This window comes from Paenibacillus sp. LHD-117 (assembly GCF_030929555.1).
GTDB lineage: Bacteria > Bacillota > Bacilli > Paenibacillales > Paenibacillaceae > Pristimantibacillus.
On record NZ_JAVFVT010000028.1, the window covers coordinates 13,636 to 28,854 of the forward strand.

At 56.4% G+C, this 15,219-nt stretch carries 14 protein-coding genes; 7 read left to right on the forward strand and 7 right to left on the reverse strand.

Annotation, left to right across the window (positions count from 1 at the left end):
• Positions 1–86: 86 nt before the first annotated feature.
• Together RB620_RS20380 and RB620_RS20385 are read left to right on the forward strand one after the other, a co-directional pair.
• Positions 87–1,583 carry an alpha-N-arabinofuranosidase gene (locus RB620_RS20380; RefSeq protein WP_308097507.1) on the forward strand — a complete coding sequence of 499 codons (1,497 nt, stop codon included), beginning with the start codon at positions 87–89 and terminating at the stop codon, positions 1,581–1,583.
• Between the two features lie 12 nt (positions 1,584–1,595).
• A complete protein-coding gene (locus RB620_RS20385) occupies positions 1,596–1,883 on the forward strand; it encodes a DUF6171 family protein (RefSeq protein WP_308097508.1) in 288 nt (95 codons plus the stop codon).
• 121 nt (positions 1,884–2,004) lie between these two features.
• On the opposite strand, the gene melA is transcribed toward RB620_RS20385, so the two are convergent.
• On the reverse strand, positions 2,005–3,303 hold the full coding sequence (melA, locus tag RB620_RS20390) for an alpha-glucosidase/alpha-galactosidase (RefSeq protein WP_308097510.1): 1,299 nt from the start codon (positions 3,301–3,303) through the stop codon (positions 2,005–2,007).
• A gap of 186 nt (positions 3,304–3,489) precedes the next feature.
• On the opposite strand from melA, the gene RB620_RS20395 reads away from it, so the two are divergent.
• A complete protein-coding gene (locus RB620_RS20395; RefSeq protein ID WP_308097512.1) occupies positions 3,490–4,449 on the forward strand; it encodes an AraC family transcriptional regulator in 960 nt (319 codons plus the stop codon).
• Between the two features lies 1 nt (position 4,450).
• On the opposite strand, the gene RB620_RS20400 is transcribed toward RB620_RS20395, so the two are convergent.
• A complete protein-coding gene (locus RB620_RS20400; RefSeq protein WP_308097514.1) occupies positions 4,451–5,473 on the reverse strand; it encodes a LacI family DNA-binding transcriptional regulator in 1,023 nt (340 codons plus the stop codon).
• A gap of 134 nt (positions 5,474–5,607) precedes the next feature.
• Between RB620_RS20400 and RB620_RS20405 the strand changes: the two genes are divergently transcribed.
• From RB620_RS20405 to RB620_RS20415, 3 genes are read left to right on the forward strand one after another with little or no spacing between them, the layout of a single operon-like run.
• On the forward strand, positions 5,608–7,398 hold the full coding sequence (locus RB620_RS20405) for an L-fucose isomerase (protein ID WP_308097516.1): 1,791 nt from the start codon (positions 5,608–5,610) through the stop codon (positions 7,396–7,398).
• Positions 7,399–7,419: 21 nt separating this feature from the next.
• On the forward strand, positions 7,420–8,079 hold the full coding sequence (locus RB620_RS20410) for a class II aldolase/adducin family protein (RefSeq protein ID WP_308097518.1): 660 nt from the start codon (positions 7,420–7,422) through the stop codon (positions 8,077–8,079).
• 38 nt (positions 8,080–8,117) lie between these two features.
• Positions 8,118–8,555, forward strand: a complete 438-nt coding sequence (locus RB620_RS20415; protein ID WP_308097520.1) for an RbsD/FucU family protein — start codon at positions 8,118–8,120, stop codon at positions 8,553–8,555.
• Between the two features lie 106 nt (positions 8,556–8,661).
• Here the strand turns inward: RB620_RS20415 and RB620_RS20420 are convergent, their stop codons facing one another.
• The 5 genes from RB620_RS20420 to RB620_RS20440 form a co-directional block, all read right to left on the reverse strand.
• Positions 8,662–9,327 carry a TetR/AcrR family transcriptional regulator gene (locus tag RB620_RS20420; protein ID WP_308097521.1) on the reverse strand — a complete coding sequence of 222 codons (666 nt, stop codon included), beginning with the start codon at positions 9,325–9,327 and terminating at the stop codon, positions 8,662–8,664.
• Between the two features lie 40 nt (positions 9,328–9,367).
• Entirely contained in the window at positions 9,368–10,423 is a 1,056-nt protein-coding gene (locus RB620_RS20425) for an ABC transporter permease (protein WP_308097522.1), read from the reverse strand.
• The gene (locus RB620_RS20430) at positions 10,420–11,154 is read right to left on the reverse strand and encodes an ABC transporter ATP-binding protein (protein ID WP_308097523.1); all 735 of its coding nucleotides are present in this window, start codon (positions 11,152–11,154) and stop codon (positions 10,420–10,422) included. Before RB620_RS20430 ends, RB620_RS20425 begins: the two co-directional genes overlap by 4 nt.
• Positions 11,155–11,326: 172 nt before the next feature.
• On the reverse strand, positions 11,327–12,154 hold the full coding sequence (locus RB620_RS20435; RefSeq protein WP_308097524.1) for an aldo/keto reductase: 828 nt from the start codon (positions 12,152–12,154) through the stop codon (positions 11,327–11,329).
• Between the two features lie 38 nt (positions 12,155–12,192).
• Positions 12,193–13,359: an iron-containing alcohol dehydrogenase gene (locus RB620_RS20440; protein ID WP_308097525.1), complete on the reverse strand. Its 1,167-nt coding sequence runs from the start codon at positions 13,357–13,359 to the stop codon at positions 12,193–12,195.
• 187 nt (positions 13,360–13,546) lie between these two features.
• Here RB620_RS20440 and RB620_RS20445 point away from each other — a divergent pair, with 187 nt between their 5' ends.
• On the forward strand, positions 13,547–14,452 hold the full coding sequence (locus tag RB620_RS20445; RefSeq protein WP_308097526.1) for an ArsR/SmtB family transcription factor: 906 nt from the start codon (positions 13,547–13,549) through the stop codon (positions 14,450–14,452).
• Positions 14,453–15,219 lie beyond the last annotated feature (767 nt).

A 15,219-nucleotide genomic window follows, 5' to 3' on the forward strand; every position in this document is an offset into this window, starting at 1 on the left:
GAGTAGGATTAATAATTTTACTAATTAAATTTATGAAAATGTTAATTCAATAAGTCTATCTTACTACGAATAGCGGGGGCGAAAGTATGACAAGTGGAAACACGCTGACGATTGGGGCCGACCAAACGATCGGCAAGCTGGACCGTAATTTGTATGCCCATTTCTCCGAACACTTGGGCAGATGCGTTTATGAAGGGTTATGGGTGGGCGAAGATTCTCCGATCCCGAATACGAAAGGCATCCGAAACGACGTGCTTGAAGCGCTCAAGCGGATTTCCGTTCCAGCTCTGCGTTGGCCGGGTGGCTGCTTTGCGGACGAGTACCACTGGAAGGACGGCATCGGACCGCGCGAGGATCGCAAACGCATGATCAACACCCACTGGGGCGGCGTGGTGGAGAATAACCATTTTGGCACGCACGAGTTCATGATGTTGTGCGAGCTGCTGGACTGCGAACCGATCATCTGCGGCAACGTCGGCAGTGGAACGGTCCAGGAGATGTCCGAATGGGTAGAGTACATGACGTTTGACGGCGTGTCGCCGATGGCCGAGCTTCGCGCGAAGAACGGCCGCGAGAAACCTTGGAAGCTGACGTACTTCGGCGTCGGCAACGAGAACTGGGGCTGCGGAGGCAATATGCGGCCGCAATATTACGCGGACGAATATAAGCGTTACCAGACGTACGTCCGCAACTACGGCGACAACAGGATCCATCGCATCGCCTGCGGCCCTAGCGACGGCGACTACGAGTGGACGGACGTGCTCATGCGCGAGGCGCACCGGCATCTCGACTCCATTTCGCTCCATTATTACACAGTGCCGGGCGTCTGGTCGGACAAAGGCGCTGCGACCGGCTTTGGTGAAGAGGACTGGTTCGTTACGTTGAAGAAGACACTTCGCATGGACGAGCTGATAACCAAACATTCCACGATCATGGACCGCTACGATCCGGACAAACGGGTTGGCCTCGTCATCGACGAATGGGGAACATGGTACAACGTCGAACCGGGCACGAATCCGGGTTTCCTGTATCAGCAGAACACGATCCGCGACGCGCTTGTCGCCGGGCTTAACTTCCATATCTTCCACGATCACAACGATCGCGTGCGGATGGCGAACATCGCCCAGATGGTGAACGTGCTGCAAGCCGTCATCTTGACGGAGGGAGACCGGATGCTGCTGACTCCGACGTATCATGTCTTCGACATGTACAAGGTGCATCAGGACGCCGAGCGGCTGGAGCTGCGGCTCGTTTCGGAGGAAAGGTATTCGTTCGGCGGAGAGTCCATCGCCAAACTGTCGGCGAGCGCTTCGAAGGATGCCGAAGGCCGCATCCACATCAGCTTGTGCAACGTCGATCCGTCGAATGCGGCCGAACTGAGCATCGATTTGCGCGGGTTGGCAGGGGGCGGCATCCGCGTATCGGGAACCGAGCTGACGGCGAACGCCATGGACGCGCACAACACCTTTGAACAGCCGGATCGCGTCAAACCCGCTCCGTTCAGCGAATTCGCCGTCGAGGGTACGAGCTTGAGGGTAAAGCTTTCCCCGATGTCGGTAACGGTGCTCCGGATCGAAGGGTAAGGGAGGAGCAGCATGAGGGAGCATTCTCCGAGCAGTTGTAGAGGCTGTGATCCCGCGTTCCGCGTGTCGGAGGCGGATATCGACCGCGTGCTCGCGGCGCCGATGTTCCAATCGGCGGAGCATGCCGTCCCGGACAATGTTTACGAGAGCAGGTTGGCTTTATGCCGCGCCTGCCCGAAGCTTGCGGGCGGCACGACCTGCATCGTATGCGGCTGCTACGTCCGCGTGGCGGCCAAGCTGAAGGCGCGGTCCTGTCCGATGCCGGGGAACAGCCAGTGGCAGGCTTACGCCGCGCAATAACATTTTCAAGCCCGATATGCTCCGCATGAATAAAAGACGCTTCCGCCGCCACTTGATCAGTGGCCCGCGGAAGCGTCCTTTTTAATTGGATCCCAGAAGTTAGGCTTACCGGTTATTCCTTTTATTGAAACTTCGGAAGCCAATCGCCGTGTGCTTCGATCAGGTCGTCGCACAAGGACACGATGTCGTCCATGGAGAGCTCGGCGGACGTGTGCGGATCGAGCATGGCTGCATGGTAGATATGATCGCGCTTGCGGGTAATAGCCGCTTCGATCGTAAGCAGCTGCGTGTTGATGTTCGTACGGTTGAGGGCAGCCAGCTGCGGAGGCAGGTCGCCGACGTAAGTCGGAGTTACTCCGTTGCGGTCGACGAGACAAGGCACTTCGACGCAAGCTTCCTTCGGCAGGTTCGTGATCAGTCCCGTATTCATGACGTTGCCGCCGATGCGGAACGGCACGTCCGTCTCCATCGCCTCGAGGATATAGGAGGCATATTCATGGCTTCTGCAATGCTCGAGCGCTTTGTCGTTCACGAGCTGCTCGCGCATGTTCACCCAGCCCTGGATCTGGTTGACGCAGCGGCGCGGATATTCGTCGAGCGGAATGTTGAAGCGGTCGACGAGCTCGGGATAATTGCGTTTGATGAAATACGGATGGTATTCCGCGTTGTGCTCGGACGATTCCGTAATGTAGTGGCCGAACTTGAACATCATTTCGAAACGGACCATGTCGTAATGTTTTTCCTTCTGCTTCTCGGCCGCTCTCCGCTTGATCTCCGGATACAGATCCACGCCGTCCTTGCTTACTTCGAGCAACCATGCCATATGGTTGATGCCCGCGATATGCCATTTTACGCCTTCGGCCTCCATGCCCAGATGGCGGAACAAGTCCGGCACGCAGGCTTGCACGCTATGGCACAGGCCGACGGTGTTGACGTTGCCGTACGTGTTCATGACGTTCGTCAGCACGGCCATCGGGTTCGTGTAGTTGAGGAACAGCGCGTCAGGGCATACCTCGTTAATGTCCTTGGCGAAGTCCAGCATGACCGGAATCGTCCGCAAATTACGGAAAATGCCGCCGATGCCGACCGTGTCGGCGATCGTCTGGCGCAAGCCGTATTTTTTCGGCACCTCGAAGTCGGTGATGGTGCATGGATCGTAGCCGCCGACTTGGATGGCGTTTACGATATATTTGGCGCCGTGAAGCGCTTCTTTGCGATCCGAATACGCCTTGATTTCGCATGTGCTGCCGCTCGTGATTTTGATGTTTTGCAGCATTTGCTCGGAATCGCGCAGGCGCACCGCGTCGATGTCGAACAATGCGATTTCAAAGCCTTGCAGAGCCGGGGTATGCATGACGTCGCCTAAAATGTTTTTGGCGAAAACGGTGCTTCCCGCCCCGATAAATGTAATTTTGGACATGTGGAATAGCCTCCTCGGCAAATGATTGATAATGTTGATAATGCTGCGCGCACAGCTCATGTAATCACTTACAGTATAGGACCGAAAGCGGCGGTTTCATATGGAAGGAAGAGATGAATATATGGAGTAATGTCGTATGGTCGTGTATGATTACGGTAATGCAGATCTAAGGAGGAAGCGCCGTCGATGGAGCACTACCGTTACGGACTATCGATCAACGCGGCCCCAGCGCGGGGAGATTTTGAGGTGCTGTTCAGCGGCGAAGCCGATGTGGTCGGAGGTCATTATATCGGCCCCGCCGTACATGATTATTTCCTTATACACGTTGTGACGGAAGGGGAAGGGACGTTCGAGACGCTGGGGCAGAAATACCGGCTAGGCGCGGGCGACGCCTTCCTGATCTTCCCCGACATTCTGGTCAAATACGAAGCCAATCGGGAGCGGCCGTGGACTTATATGTGGATCGGATTCTCGGGCGAGCAGTCCGAGAAGGCGCTTGCGAGAATCGGATTGACGCCGGAGAAAGCCGTCATTCGCGGACTGTCTCCGCAGCGGATGAGGGACATGTTCAAGAGTATTCGAGAAGGTCTGGACGGCGGCGCTACGCAAGAGCTTGGAAGTTTGGCCGCGGCGGGCTGGCTGAGACTCGTCTTGCACGAGATGGGAGTGGCGGCTCTGTCGGGCGACCCCCAATCCGAAGGCGTGACGGAGTCGGTTGACGCGAACAAGGACCCGGTGTTCATGAAGCTGCCGTCCAAAGCCGATGGGCGACCCATGAGCCGACCGGCCGGGGAGGATTCTCTGCCGGGCAGACAGCAGCAGATCGACCAAGCGATCCGAATGCTCTCCTACCAGTACGGCCAGCAAATTTCGATCGGCGCCATCGCCCAGAAGCTCGGTTACCACCGCGCGCATCTGACGAAGCTGTTCAAGGAATCGACCGGGCTGTCTCCCATGCAATATTTGAACAAAATCCGCATGAAAAAAGCCGAGAAGCTGCTGGCGGGCGATCTGACGATCGCCCAGGTGGCGGCTTCGGTCGGCTTTAACGACCCGCTGTTCTTCACCAAACAATTCCGGAAGTGGAGCGGGCTGTCGCCGACGGAATACCGGAAATCGCTTGAGGAGCGGGGCGGGCGGGCATAGTTTATTCGTTGCCCTTCCTCGTTTTGACGGAACGGCGGACAAGCAGCTCGGCCGGCAGCACGATTTTTTTCCAAGGCTGCGCCGATTCCCTGTCTTGGATCCGTTCGATCAGCATGCCCATGCCCATATAACCGAACTGGTAAGCCTGCTGCGCGGCGACGGTAAGGAACGGCTCGACATCCGCGTACGGGCCCAGATCGTCGAAACAGACGATGGACATATCCTCAGGCACGCGAAAACCTTGTCCGTGTAGCAGCCTCATAACTTCGACGGCGAGCACGTTGTTGCCCGTCAGAATGGCTGTCGGCCTCGGCTCGAGGCCCGCCAGCCAAGCCTCCATCTCCGACAAGTCGCTCAGCGAGCCGAAGCTTGTCTCGAACACGTATTCCTCGCGGAACGGAAGCTCGCTCAGCTTCAGCCCCTCCTTATAACCTTGCAGCCGGAGTCTCGCGCTGGATATGGAGGAGGAGCCGTTCACCATCGCGATTCGCCGATGGCCGGCTTCCACCAGATGCGCGACCAGCTGTCGCGCGCCTTCCTTGCTGTCGCCGAGCACGATATCGCATTCAACGCCCGGCACCTCGCGGTCGAGCAGGACGAACGGCACGCCGTGGCGACGCAGCGATTCGAGGTGGGGCAGGGAGGGGTCTCCCGCCGGTGCCAGCAGCACGCCGTCCACCCGCGTCGTCAATATAGTCGTCACATAATCCGATTCCTTCTCCAGACTTTCGTCGCTGTTGCCGAATAGGAGGCGGTAGCCCTGCTTCTTGGCGGCATCTTCCGCGCCCCTCGCCACCGTCGTATAGAACGGATTTGTTATATCCGTAATAAGCAGAAACAAGAGTTTCGTCTGCTGGAGCACGAGGCTCCGCGCGGTCTGATTCGGCACGTAGTTCATCTCTTCCATGACCTTCCGAACCTTCGCCCTCGTTTTTTCGCTTATTCTGCCAGAGTTATTGATAACTCTCGATACGGTCATCGCCGAGACGTTCGCCTTCTCGGCGATATCATAGATGGTTACCATAAATACGCTCCCTATCTCCTTTTCATGAAACTTATCATACTAAAAAGAAAGCGTTGACAGCAACTATTTTAGCTGTTAATTTAGGGTTATCGGTAACATTTCACTTAAAAATGATTCCATTGGAGGGTTAACTCATGTCAGAGACGAACTTACGGTTCCAAGGCGGCTTCCCGAAAATCGGCATTCGCCCTACGATCGACGGCAGACGCAAGGGCGTTCGAGAATCGCTCGAGGAGCAGACGATGAACATGGCGAAAGCGACGGCGGCGCTGCTGTCGGAGCATCTGCGTTATCCGAACGGGGAACCGGTCGAATGCGTCATCGCGGACAGCTGCATTGGAGGCGTCGCGGAGGCGGCGGCATGCGCGGACAAATTCCTGAAAGCCGGCGTCGGCGTTTCGATCACGGTCACGCCATGCTGGTGTTACGGCACGGAAACGATGGATATGGATCCTTCCGTTCCGAAGGCCGTATGGGGCTTCAACGGCACGGAGCGCCCGGGCGCGGTTTATCTGGCAGCGGTCCTCTCCGGCTACGCGCAGAAGGGACTTCCGGCGTTCGGTATCTACGGCGAGCAGGTGCAAGACGCGGGCGACACGTCCATTCCGGACGACGTGAAGGATAAGCTGATCGGCTTCGCGCGCGCGGGCCTAGCGGTTGCTTCCATGCGCGGCAAGTCGTACCTCTCCATGGGTTCGGTGTCGATGGGCATTGCGGGTTCGATCGTGAACGATGCGTTCTTCCAAGAGTATCTTGGCATGAGAACGGAATACGTGGACATGTCGGAATTCGTGCGGCGCATGGACGAAGGCATTTACGACGGCGTTGAATTCGAGAAAGCACTCGCTTGGGTGAAGGAGAACTGCATCGAAGGTCCGGACAACAATCCGGCCGACATCCAAACTTCGAGGGAAACCAAAGACAAGGACTGGGAGACGGTCGTGAAAATGACGCAGATCGCGCGCGATCTGATGGTCGGCAACCCGCGTCTGGCGGAGCTTGGCTTCGGGGAGGAAGCGATGGGCCATAACGCGATCGTATCCGGCTTCCAAGGCCAGCGCCAATGGACGGACCACTTCCCGAACGGCGACTTCATGGAGGCGATGCTGAATTCCTCGTTCGATTGGAACGGCATCCGCTCGCCGTACATCGTGGCTACGGAGAACGACAGTTTGAACGGCGCGGTTATGTTGTTCGGTTATTTGCTGACGAACACGGCCCAAATCTTCGCGGACGTACGAACCTACTGGAGCTCCGAATCCGTGGAGCGCGTAACGGGTCACAAGCTGGCGGGAGCAGCATCCGGCGGCATTCTCCACCTGATCAACTCCGGTCCGGCGACGCTCGACGGAACGGGGGAGCAGACGAAGGACGGGCAGCCTGTCATGAAGCCGTTCTGGGAAATTTCCGAAGCGGAAGCGCAGAAGTGCCTGGATGCTACTTCCTGGAGACCGGCTTCGGTCGAATATTTCCGCGGTGGCGGTTACTCCTCCGACTATTTGACGCGCGGCGGCATGCCGATGACGATGTCCCGCATCAATCTGGTGAAGGGGATCGGCCCGGTGCTGCAAATCGCGGAAGGTTATTCCGTCGACCTGCCGCAGGACGTTCACGATACGCTGGACAAACGGACGGATTCCACGTGGCCGACGACTTGGTTCGCTCCAACCCTCACTGGCGAAGGCGCGTTCAGCTCCGTTTATAACGTCATGGACAATTGGGGCGCGAACCACGGCTCGATCAGCTACGGCCATATCGGCGGCGACCTGATCACGCTGGCCGCGATGCTGCGCATTCCGGTCAACATGCATAACGTGCCTGACGAGAGAGTGTTCCGTCCGCGCGCATGGGGACTGTTTGGCACGGCCGATTCGGAAGGCGCGGACTACAGAGCATGCAACAATTTCGGCCCGTTATATAAATAAGCTGGTTGGAGGTCATTACGAATGAGCAGCTTGGCCATACGCGAAGAACTGTGCAAATACGCCCGCAAGACGGTAAGCAATAAATTAGTTGTCGGTCCGGGCGGCAACATTAGCGCGAAGCACGACGGGAAGATGTATTTGTCCCCGAGCGGCTTCGCTCTCGACGAGATCGAGCCGGAGCAGTGGGTCGAGGTCGACATTGCATCCGGAGACATCACGGACATCGGGCTTCGCCCGTCCTCGGAGGTGCTGATGCATCTCTACGCGTACCGCGCCAACCCGAACATCGGCGCCATCGTGCATACGCATCCGCCGTACTGCATCGCGTTCACCTTGGTCGAGCAAGAGCTGCCGATTATGTTCCCGGATCAGGCCGCGCTCGTGGGCAAAACGCTTTACGTCCCATACGTGCTGCCGACCACGGATAAGCTGGCCGACGCGTACGTCGAGGTCGTGAACCAAGCAAGCTCCGTCCTGCTTGGCAACCATGGTTTGGTTACGACCGGCCGCAATCTGCGCGAAGCGTACTACCGGACGGAGGTCGTCGAGGAGAGCGCCAAAATCTTCCTGATCGCCAAAGCGATTAAGGAACCAAAAGCGCTGACGAAGGAAGAATTCGAGGAAATCGCTTCGCTCGAGAGCGAAGCTTACCGGATTCAGCTGCTTCAGAAGATGAAATAACGGCAAGCCGCCGTTACGAGCGGAAAGGAAGGGACAATATGCTGATCGGCATTCCCAATATTTTGTCTCCCGAGCTGCTTAAAGTGTTGATGGAGATGGGCCATAGCGACGAAATCGTCCTGGCGGACGGCAATTTTCCCGCGGCCAGCCACGCGCAGCGGCTAATCCGCTGCGACGGGCACGGCATACCGGAGCTTCTGGACGCCATCCTGCGATTGTTCCCGCTGGATCAATACGTGGAAAGACCGGCCGGCTTGATGGCCGTTATGCCCGGCGACCGAACGGAGACCCCGATCTGGGCGGACTACGGGAACATCATTCGTGAGCGCTCAGGACTCGAAGATCCGTTCGAGGCGATCGAACGGTTTGCCTTCTACGAGCGGGCCAAGCGGGCTTACGCCGTCATCGCGACGGGGGAAAGCGCGCTCTACGCGAATTTGATCTTGAAGAAAGGCGTTGTGAAAAACGCCGAATAAACGAAACAACGGCAACCCCCCGGCCATCTGGCCGGGGGGTTGCTTGCGTGGGCTGCGCTTCATGTTTGTCCTCGCCTATCGGCCCTGATTGCGATAGGAGTTTTTCTTACCGCGCCGCAAGCCCGTGCATCAGAATGTCGATGGTGCGTTCGATTTCCTCGTCCTCGTCGATGTGTTCGTCCGGCATGAGGAGGAGATGGGTGACGATCATGCCGATAAGCAAGCTGACCGTTGAACGCATAATGCGCCATGGCGGCGCTTCGATCAACTGGCCTTGCGCCTGGAAGTGGATGATTACCTTCTCCATCCGCCGGAAGACGTGGTTTTCGAATAGCTCCTTCACCTGCTGCAGCAGTTCGGGCTGGAACGGCACTTCGTGGACGAATATCCGAATGAGCTTCATATGCTGCCGGGCGAACTGGAAACGGTCCTTTGCAACCGAGCGGAAAAAGTCGTCCACGCGTTCATAAGGAAGCTCCAACATTTTGGCGAAATCCCGCAATAGGAACGGTGCAGCGATTTTGACCGCGATCGGACCCGCGATGGAGAGCAGCAAATCCTTTTTCGTTTTGTAGTGCCGGAAGATCGTGCCTTCCGCTACCCCGGCTTTTTGCGCGATTTCGCTAGTCGAGGCGGCGGCGTACCCTTTCTCCGCGAAAATCTCGATCGCGGCCTCCAGAATGCGCGCCTGCTTCTCGGTTTTCTTGCCGCTGCCGTCCTCGTCCGCGAGGCGGAGAAGATCGTTTAGCCATTGTTCGTTCTGGCCCTTCATGCGCCTTAACTCCTTCTGTAACCAATCTGGCTACAGGTTACTATATTTTCCGATGTTTGCGCAATGCCAGCACGTTCGCTCCCATGAAGACGAGCGATAAGCCTAGAAGTACGAATATGTCTACGGCGATGCCGCTCCAGCCTTCTCCTCGGATCATGATGCCGCGCAGCGCGTCCGCTCCGTAGGTGAGCGGCATCAGATGGGAGAGCCATCTCAGCCACGGGGACATGCTGTCCAGGTCGAACAACCCGGAGAAAAAGATTTGCGGCACGATGACAAGCGGTATGAACTGAATCATCTGGAACTCCGTGTTGGCGAAGGCCGATAGGAACGTGCCAAGACTAAGTGCCGTAACGGATAACAGCAGCGTCACGAGCAGAACGTACCAGATCGAGCCGTCCATCATCAGACCTAACACTTCAATGGCGTAGACGGCGATCAGCACGGCCTGAATGCCCGTGAACAAGCCGAAACCCGCGATGTAACCCGCAACGATTTCCCATCTCCGCAGCGGCGTGGCCAGCAGCCGCTCCAGCGTGCCGCTTGTTCGTTCCTTCAGGAAAGAAACTCCCGCGATCAGGAAAACGAAGAAAAAGGCGAACACTCCGATAAAAACGGGACCCAAGCTATCGAAGGAGGTCATGTCCGAACCGCCGTGCAAATAGTCGATCGCAGGTGCTCCTTCGCCTGGGTTAACCGCGCTTCCAAACCCTCCGGCGAGAGTGCCGGGCGTACCCAGCCATTCGCTGATGGCCGTCATGACGGCACGGTTCTTCGCGGGGTCGCTTCCCTCGAGCTTTATCCGGGGCATGCCGCTGCCCAGTTCGATATAGGCGTCGATGTCACGCGCCTCGAGCGCCGTCTCCGCTTCGGCCGCGCTGGCGTAACCGATGACATCCGCTCCAAGCTCGTCGGCTTTCTGCGCCAGCGCATCGGGAACGCCGACCAAGCCGAGCTTCGGTTTGTACGCATCGCCGTTAAAGACGAGATACATGAGCGACAACACGAGCAGAGGCGCGACGATGAGCAGTGCCATCGTTCGTTTGTCGTGGATGAACTGGCGGACGATCCGCAGGAATAAAGCGCCGATTCTCATCGTCGGGCACCTCCATAATACAAAAAGGCTTCTTCAATGGTCGCGCTGCCCGTCTCTTGCTTCAGCGAATCCGGCGTGCCGACGGCGATCAACCGTCCGTCGCGGATCATGCCCAGCCGGTGGCATTTATCCGCTTCGTCCATCACATGCGTCGTGACGATGATGGTCTTGCCTTGACCGCTGAGCGCCTCCAGCTCGTTCCAGATCGACTTCCGAAGCACGGGATCGATGCCGACGGTCGGCTCGTCCAGTATCAAGACCTCGGGTTCGTGAAGCAGCGCGATGGCGAGGGAAAGTCTGCGCTTCATCCCTCCTGAATACGCGGACACCTTTTGTTTCATGTCGCCGGCGAGACCGACGAGCTCCATGACGTAACGCATCCTCTCTTTCCTTCGAGGCCCCATTAACCCGAACAACGCGGCAAAAAATTCAAGGTTTTCTTGGGCCGACAGCTCCCCGTAGAGCGCATCGGATTGCGCCATGTAACCGATACGTTCCATCATCGACAGCTTGGGCAGCCTGGTGCCGAGCAGCTCGACCTCGCCTTCGGTGCCTTCGTCGATGCCGGCCATCATTTTGACGAGCGTCGTTTTGCCTGAGCCGGAAGGACCCAGCAAGCCGAATATCTCATTTTGGCCAACCTCGAGCGATACCTCGTGAATGACCGTTTTGGTTCCGAAGCGTCGGGTCAATTGCCGGATGCGGATGCTTGGAATCGTCCTATTGCCCATCGAGCACACTCCTCGCGAATTGAGTGAGTAATCACTCATTTTTACATTTAGGTTACGCCCGATCGGCTTGGACTGTCAAGTGAACAATCCATTATTCCACGGCGAAACGCAAATCAAAAAAAGCACGGAAGCCGTTAAGCCTCCGTGCTTGCCCAATCGACCGATTTGTCGATTAGAAGTTGAAATTGTCGGGATCCGGGCCGAACCGCTGGTTGCGGTTAAGCGACGAGATCGCGGCCATATCGTCGTCGGACAGCTCGAAATCGAAGATTTCCGAGTTTTCTTTCAGCCGCGCCGGGTTCGTCGATTTGGGGATCGTGACGACGCCGGTTTGCAAATCCCAGCGAAGGACGACCTGAGCCGGCGATTTGCCGTATTTAGCGCCGATGTCCGCCAACGCGGCATGATCAAGGTTGCCCTGCATAAGCGGGCTCCACGCCGTAAGCTGGATCCGGTTCGATTTGCAGAAGGCAAACAGTTCTTCTTGCGTCAGCAACGGATGGTATTCTACTTGATTCACCATCGGCACGAGGTCGCTGGTTGCCATCAAATCCTGCAGATGATGGATTTGGAAGTTGCTGACGCCGATCGCCCGGGCTTTGCCGCCGCGGTAGATTGTTTCGAGCGCACGCCAAGTATCCTTGTATTTTCCTTTTACCGGCCAGTGGATCAGGAGAAGGTCGACATAGTCCATCCCCAAACGTTCCAAGCTTTGGTCGAAAGCGGCGAGCGATGATTCGTAGCCTTGATCCGCGTTCCATACTTTCGTTGTGATAAACAATTCCTCGCGCGCGACGCCGCTGTTGCGAACGCCGACGCCGACGCCTGCTTCATTCTGATACGCCGCCGCCGTGTCGATGTGCCGGTATCCGGCTTCAATCGCAGTTTGGACAGTGCGTTCCGTTTCGCCATCGTCCTTAACTTTCCATACGCCGAGGCCCAGCCAAGGCATGTTTACGCCGTTATGCAGTACGGTGCTGTTCGTTAACGCGGTTGTCATATTCGTTTCTCCTCCTCGAATCGATCGTATTAGGCTGTCTATAAGGACATTTCCAAAATGTTGCGAACATCCTGCTTTTCCAGTTGCTTGAAAGCGCCGAGTCCGTGATAACGGACGGCTTCCTCGGCCATCCGGTCAAGCTGGTCGGCGCCGATGCCGAACTCGGAGAGACGGGATTCCGCGCCGATGCGTGTGAAGAAAGCGCGCGTAGCTTCGATGCCCGCGAGCGCCAATTCATCGTCCGAGCGACCGTCGCGTACGATGCCCCATACGCGTTCCGCGTATTGCGCGAACCGGTCGACGCGTTCCTTATACACGTATTTCATCCAGTTCGGGAAAATAACGGCCAAGCCGGCCCCGTGCGGAATATCGTAAATCGCGCTGACCTCATGCTCGATGCCATGGGTGGCCCAGTCATTCTGCATGCCAAGGCTGATTTGGCCGCCGTTCAGCGCCATCGTGCCGCACCACATCAGATTGGCGCGTGCTGCGGCGTCGCTCGGATTAACCAGAGCAGGCTCGACGTTCTCGATAACCGTCTGCAGGATGGATTCGCAAAACCGTTCTTGCAGCGGCGTGTTTTCCGTTAAGCTGAAATACTGCTCGAACACGTGCGACATAATATCGACGGAGCCATATACGGTATGGTTGCGCGGTACCGAATAAGTGACTGTCGGGTCCAGGATGGAGAACTTCGGATAAAGAAGCGGACTGCCGCTGCCGCGCTTCAGCTTCTCTTCCCAGTGGGAGATGACCATGCCTCCGTTCATCTCGGAGCCGGTCGCGGCGAGCGTCAGAATCGTACCGAGCGGAAGCGCCTTCTCGATGCGCGCTTTGCCGACGAAGAAATCCCAAACGTCGCCTTCGTGAGGCACGCCTGCCGCGATCGCTTTGGAAGCGTCGATGACGCTGCCGCCGCCGACCGCCAATATGAAGTCCACGCCTTCCTTGCGGCAGATATCGATCCCTTTCTGCACTGTCGCGAGCCGAGGATTTGGTTCGATTCCGGGAAGCTCATGCACGGTGATGCCCGCTTCCTTCAGTAATTGGATCGTTTGGTCGTACAGACCGGTGGCCTTGATGCTGCCGCCTCCGTACACAAGAAGGACGTTCCGGCCGTATGTAGCAGTTAATTCGCCGACTTGGCGCGTTTCGCCTTCGCCGAACACGATGCGGGTAGGATTGTGAAACTGAAAGCTGTTCATGCGGATTCCTCCTTATATTCGTTAACTTGTAAGGTAATGAATGAGAGACATTTCTTGTTGACGCGATTTATTTTATCGGTAAGATAGAGGGGTGTCAAGGTTGTGCGTCGATATTGAAACGATAACTTTTAAGTTATATAATCATAAATAAAACATCTGAATAATGGGCAAGGGGAGCCGTCGTATCATGGAAATCGAAGTGAATAGCGCTAATATGAATTTTTTGGAATGTTTTTCGTCGCCCACGCGCGTCCGGATCATCGAGCTGCTCGGCGCGGGACCGATGAATATTAAGAGCTTATCTGAAGCGCTAGACATAAAATCCCCAATCGTCACCAGACATATCCATATGCTGGAGGGGGCAGGCATCGTCAGATCCGAAAGCGCGGCCGGCAAGAGGGGGATGCAAAAAATATGTTATTTGGAGCTGACCCATGCGACGCTGATGTTCAAAGGGAATGCGGCGGTTAGGGAGCGCAGCCGCTATTTCGTCTCTTTGCCGGTGGGCACGTATTCATCCTTCGAGGTTAAACCGACCTGCGGGCTCGCATCGGAGACAAACATGATCGGGATGTGCGACGATCCGCGGTATTTCGCCGATCCTGAGCATGTTCACGCGCGGGTACTGTGGTTCGGATCGGGTTATGTCGAGTACAGGATCCCGAATTACATGGTCAACACCGAACGTCCCAATTCGCTCGAAATTTCCCTGGAAATTTGTTCTGAGACGCCTTGTACGGTCGACCACTTGCCGACGGACATCGTCTTTTCGGTTAATGGCTCCGAGGTCGGCACCTGGACGTACCCGGGCAACTTCGGCAGCGAACGCGGCATCTATACCCCGTCCTGGTGGTACAAAAACATCCATCACGGTCTGATGAAAACAATCCGGATCACGACGCAGGGCTCCTTCATCGACGGTGTCAAAGTGTCGAACGTAACGATCGGCGAGTTGTCCTTGTCGTACGACAAGGAAATCCTGTTCCGCATCGCCTGCAGCGCAACGGCCAAAAACTGCGGAGGCGTGACCCTCTTCGGCAAAGGCTTCGGCAACTACAATCATGACATCGAGGTCACGCTCAGATGCAAATAAAACAAACCAGTCTAAATTCGGCAGCCTGAGCAACAACTCGCCGACTGCGATTAGCCGCGTCCGTTTCTCTCCTCACTCGACTGCGGCGGTTATCAGCAGTTGGCTTCTTCGTGCTAGCGCCAATATAGCAGGAACAAACGTGCTTCTTTCATACAGCTTTCTCCGCCTACTAATCACTATCCCTTCCGCTCAGGAGCCTGTCTTCTCGAACATTGTGCGGCAAGGCTGCATCTTATCACTCGCTTTGAGCGCTATCCCCGCAACGCAGGAACCGATTCTCAAACGATTGCGGCGGCAAAAAGTCATCCTTCTACTCCTTTTGAACACGATCCCATTAACTCAGGTGCTAAATTCAAAGTCGGAGCGCCAGCTGTCGAGCGTCGCCACCCGGGCGTCACCTCCCAAACATCATCTGAAACGTTACCTCCCAAACGTGACCTCCGAAACATGACTTCCCAAACGTGACCTCCCAACGTCACCTCCCGTCACCCACAAACGTCACCTCATGGGCGACTCTTTAAACTGTTTAGGGGGCTTATTGGGTGAACGCTAATAAGCCGCTACTTTCAGTTCGCTATGAACACTATCCCTTCTCCTCAGGAATCTCTTCTTAAACACACATGTCTGGAAGCTTGTTATGTTTTGAATCTTTTTGTTTGGCTATTGGTTTGACTTTCGTATGGGTTCTTCATTGCCCTGAGCAAAGGGGATAGTGACCAATAAACGTGGTAAACGTGCTCTCATCTAGATAATCACAACATAGCTAA

What these genes read in the sequence shown, in the direction of transcription:
- RB620_RS20405 (WP_308097516.1), top strand. Translation starts at nt 5,608, where the DNA reads ATGTCAGAGACGAACTTACGGTTCCAAGGCGGCTTCCCGAAAATCGGC.
- RB620_RS20420 (WP_308097521.1), bottom strand. Translation starts at nt 9,327, where the DNA reads ATGAAGGGCCAGAACGAACAATGGCTAAACGATCTTCTCCGCCTCGCG.
- RB620_RS20415 (WP_308097520.1), top strand. Translation starts at nt 8,118, where the DNA reads ATGCTGATCGGCATTCCCAATATTTTGTCTCCCGAGCTGCTTAAAGTG.
- RB620_RS20435 (WP_308097524.1), bottom strand. Translation starts at nt 12,154, where the DNA reads ATGACAACCGCGTTAACGAACAGCACCGTACTGCATAACGGCGTAAAC.
- RB620_RS20380 (WP_308097507.1), top strand. Translation starts at nt 87, where the DNA reads ATGACAAGTGGAAACACGCTGACGATTGGGGCCGACCAAACGATCGGC.
- RB620_RS20445 (WP_308097526.1), top strand. Translation starts at nt 13,547, where the DNA reads ATGGAAATCGAAGTGAATAGCGCTAATATGAATTTTTTGGAATGTTTT.
- RB620_RS20425 (WP_308097522.1), bottom strand. Translation starts at nt 10,423, where the DNA reads ATGAGAATCGGCGCTTTATTCCTGCGGATCGTCCGCCAGTTCATCCAC.
- RB620_RS20410 (WP_308097518.1), top strand. Translation starts at nt 7,420, where the DNA reads ATGAGCAGCTTGGCCATACGCGAAGAACTGTGCAAATACGCCCGCAAG.
- melA (WP_308097510.1), bottom strand. Translation starts at nt 3,303, where the DNA reads ATGTCCAAAATTACATTTATCGGGGCGGGAAGCACCGTTTTCGCCAAA.
- RB620_RS20400 (WP_308097514.1), bottom strand. Translation starts at nt 5,473, where the DNA reads ATGGTAACCATCTATGATATCGCCGAGAAGGCGAACGTCTCGGCGATG.
- RB620_RS20440 (WP_308097525.1), bottom strand. Translation starts at nt 13,359, where the DNA reads ATGAACAGCTTTCAGTTTCACAATCCTACCCGCATCGTGTTCGGCGAA.
- RB620_RS20385 (WP_308097508.1), top strand. Translation starts at nt 1,596, where the DNA reads ATGAGGGAGCATTCTCCGAGCAGTTGTAGAGGCTGTGATCCCGCGTTC.
- RB620_RS20430 (WP_308097523.1), bottom strand. Translation starts at nt 11,154, where the DNA reads ATGGGCAATAGGACGATTCCAAGCATCCGCATCCGGCAATTGACCCGA.
- RB620_RS20395 (WP_308097512.1), top strand. Translation starts at nt 3,490, where the DNA reads ATGGAGCACTACCGTTACGGACTATCGATCAACGCGGCCCCAGCGCGG.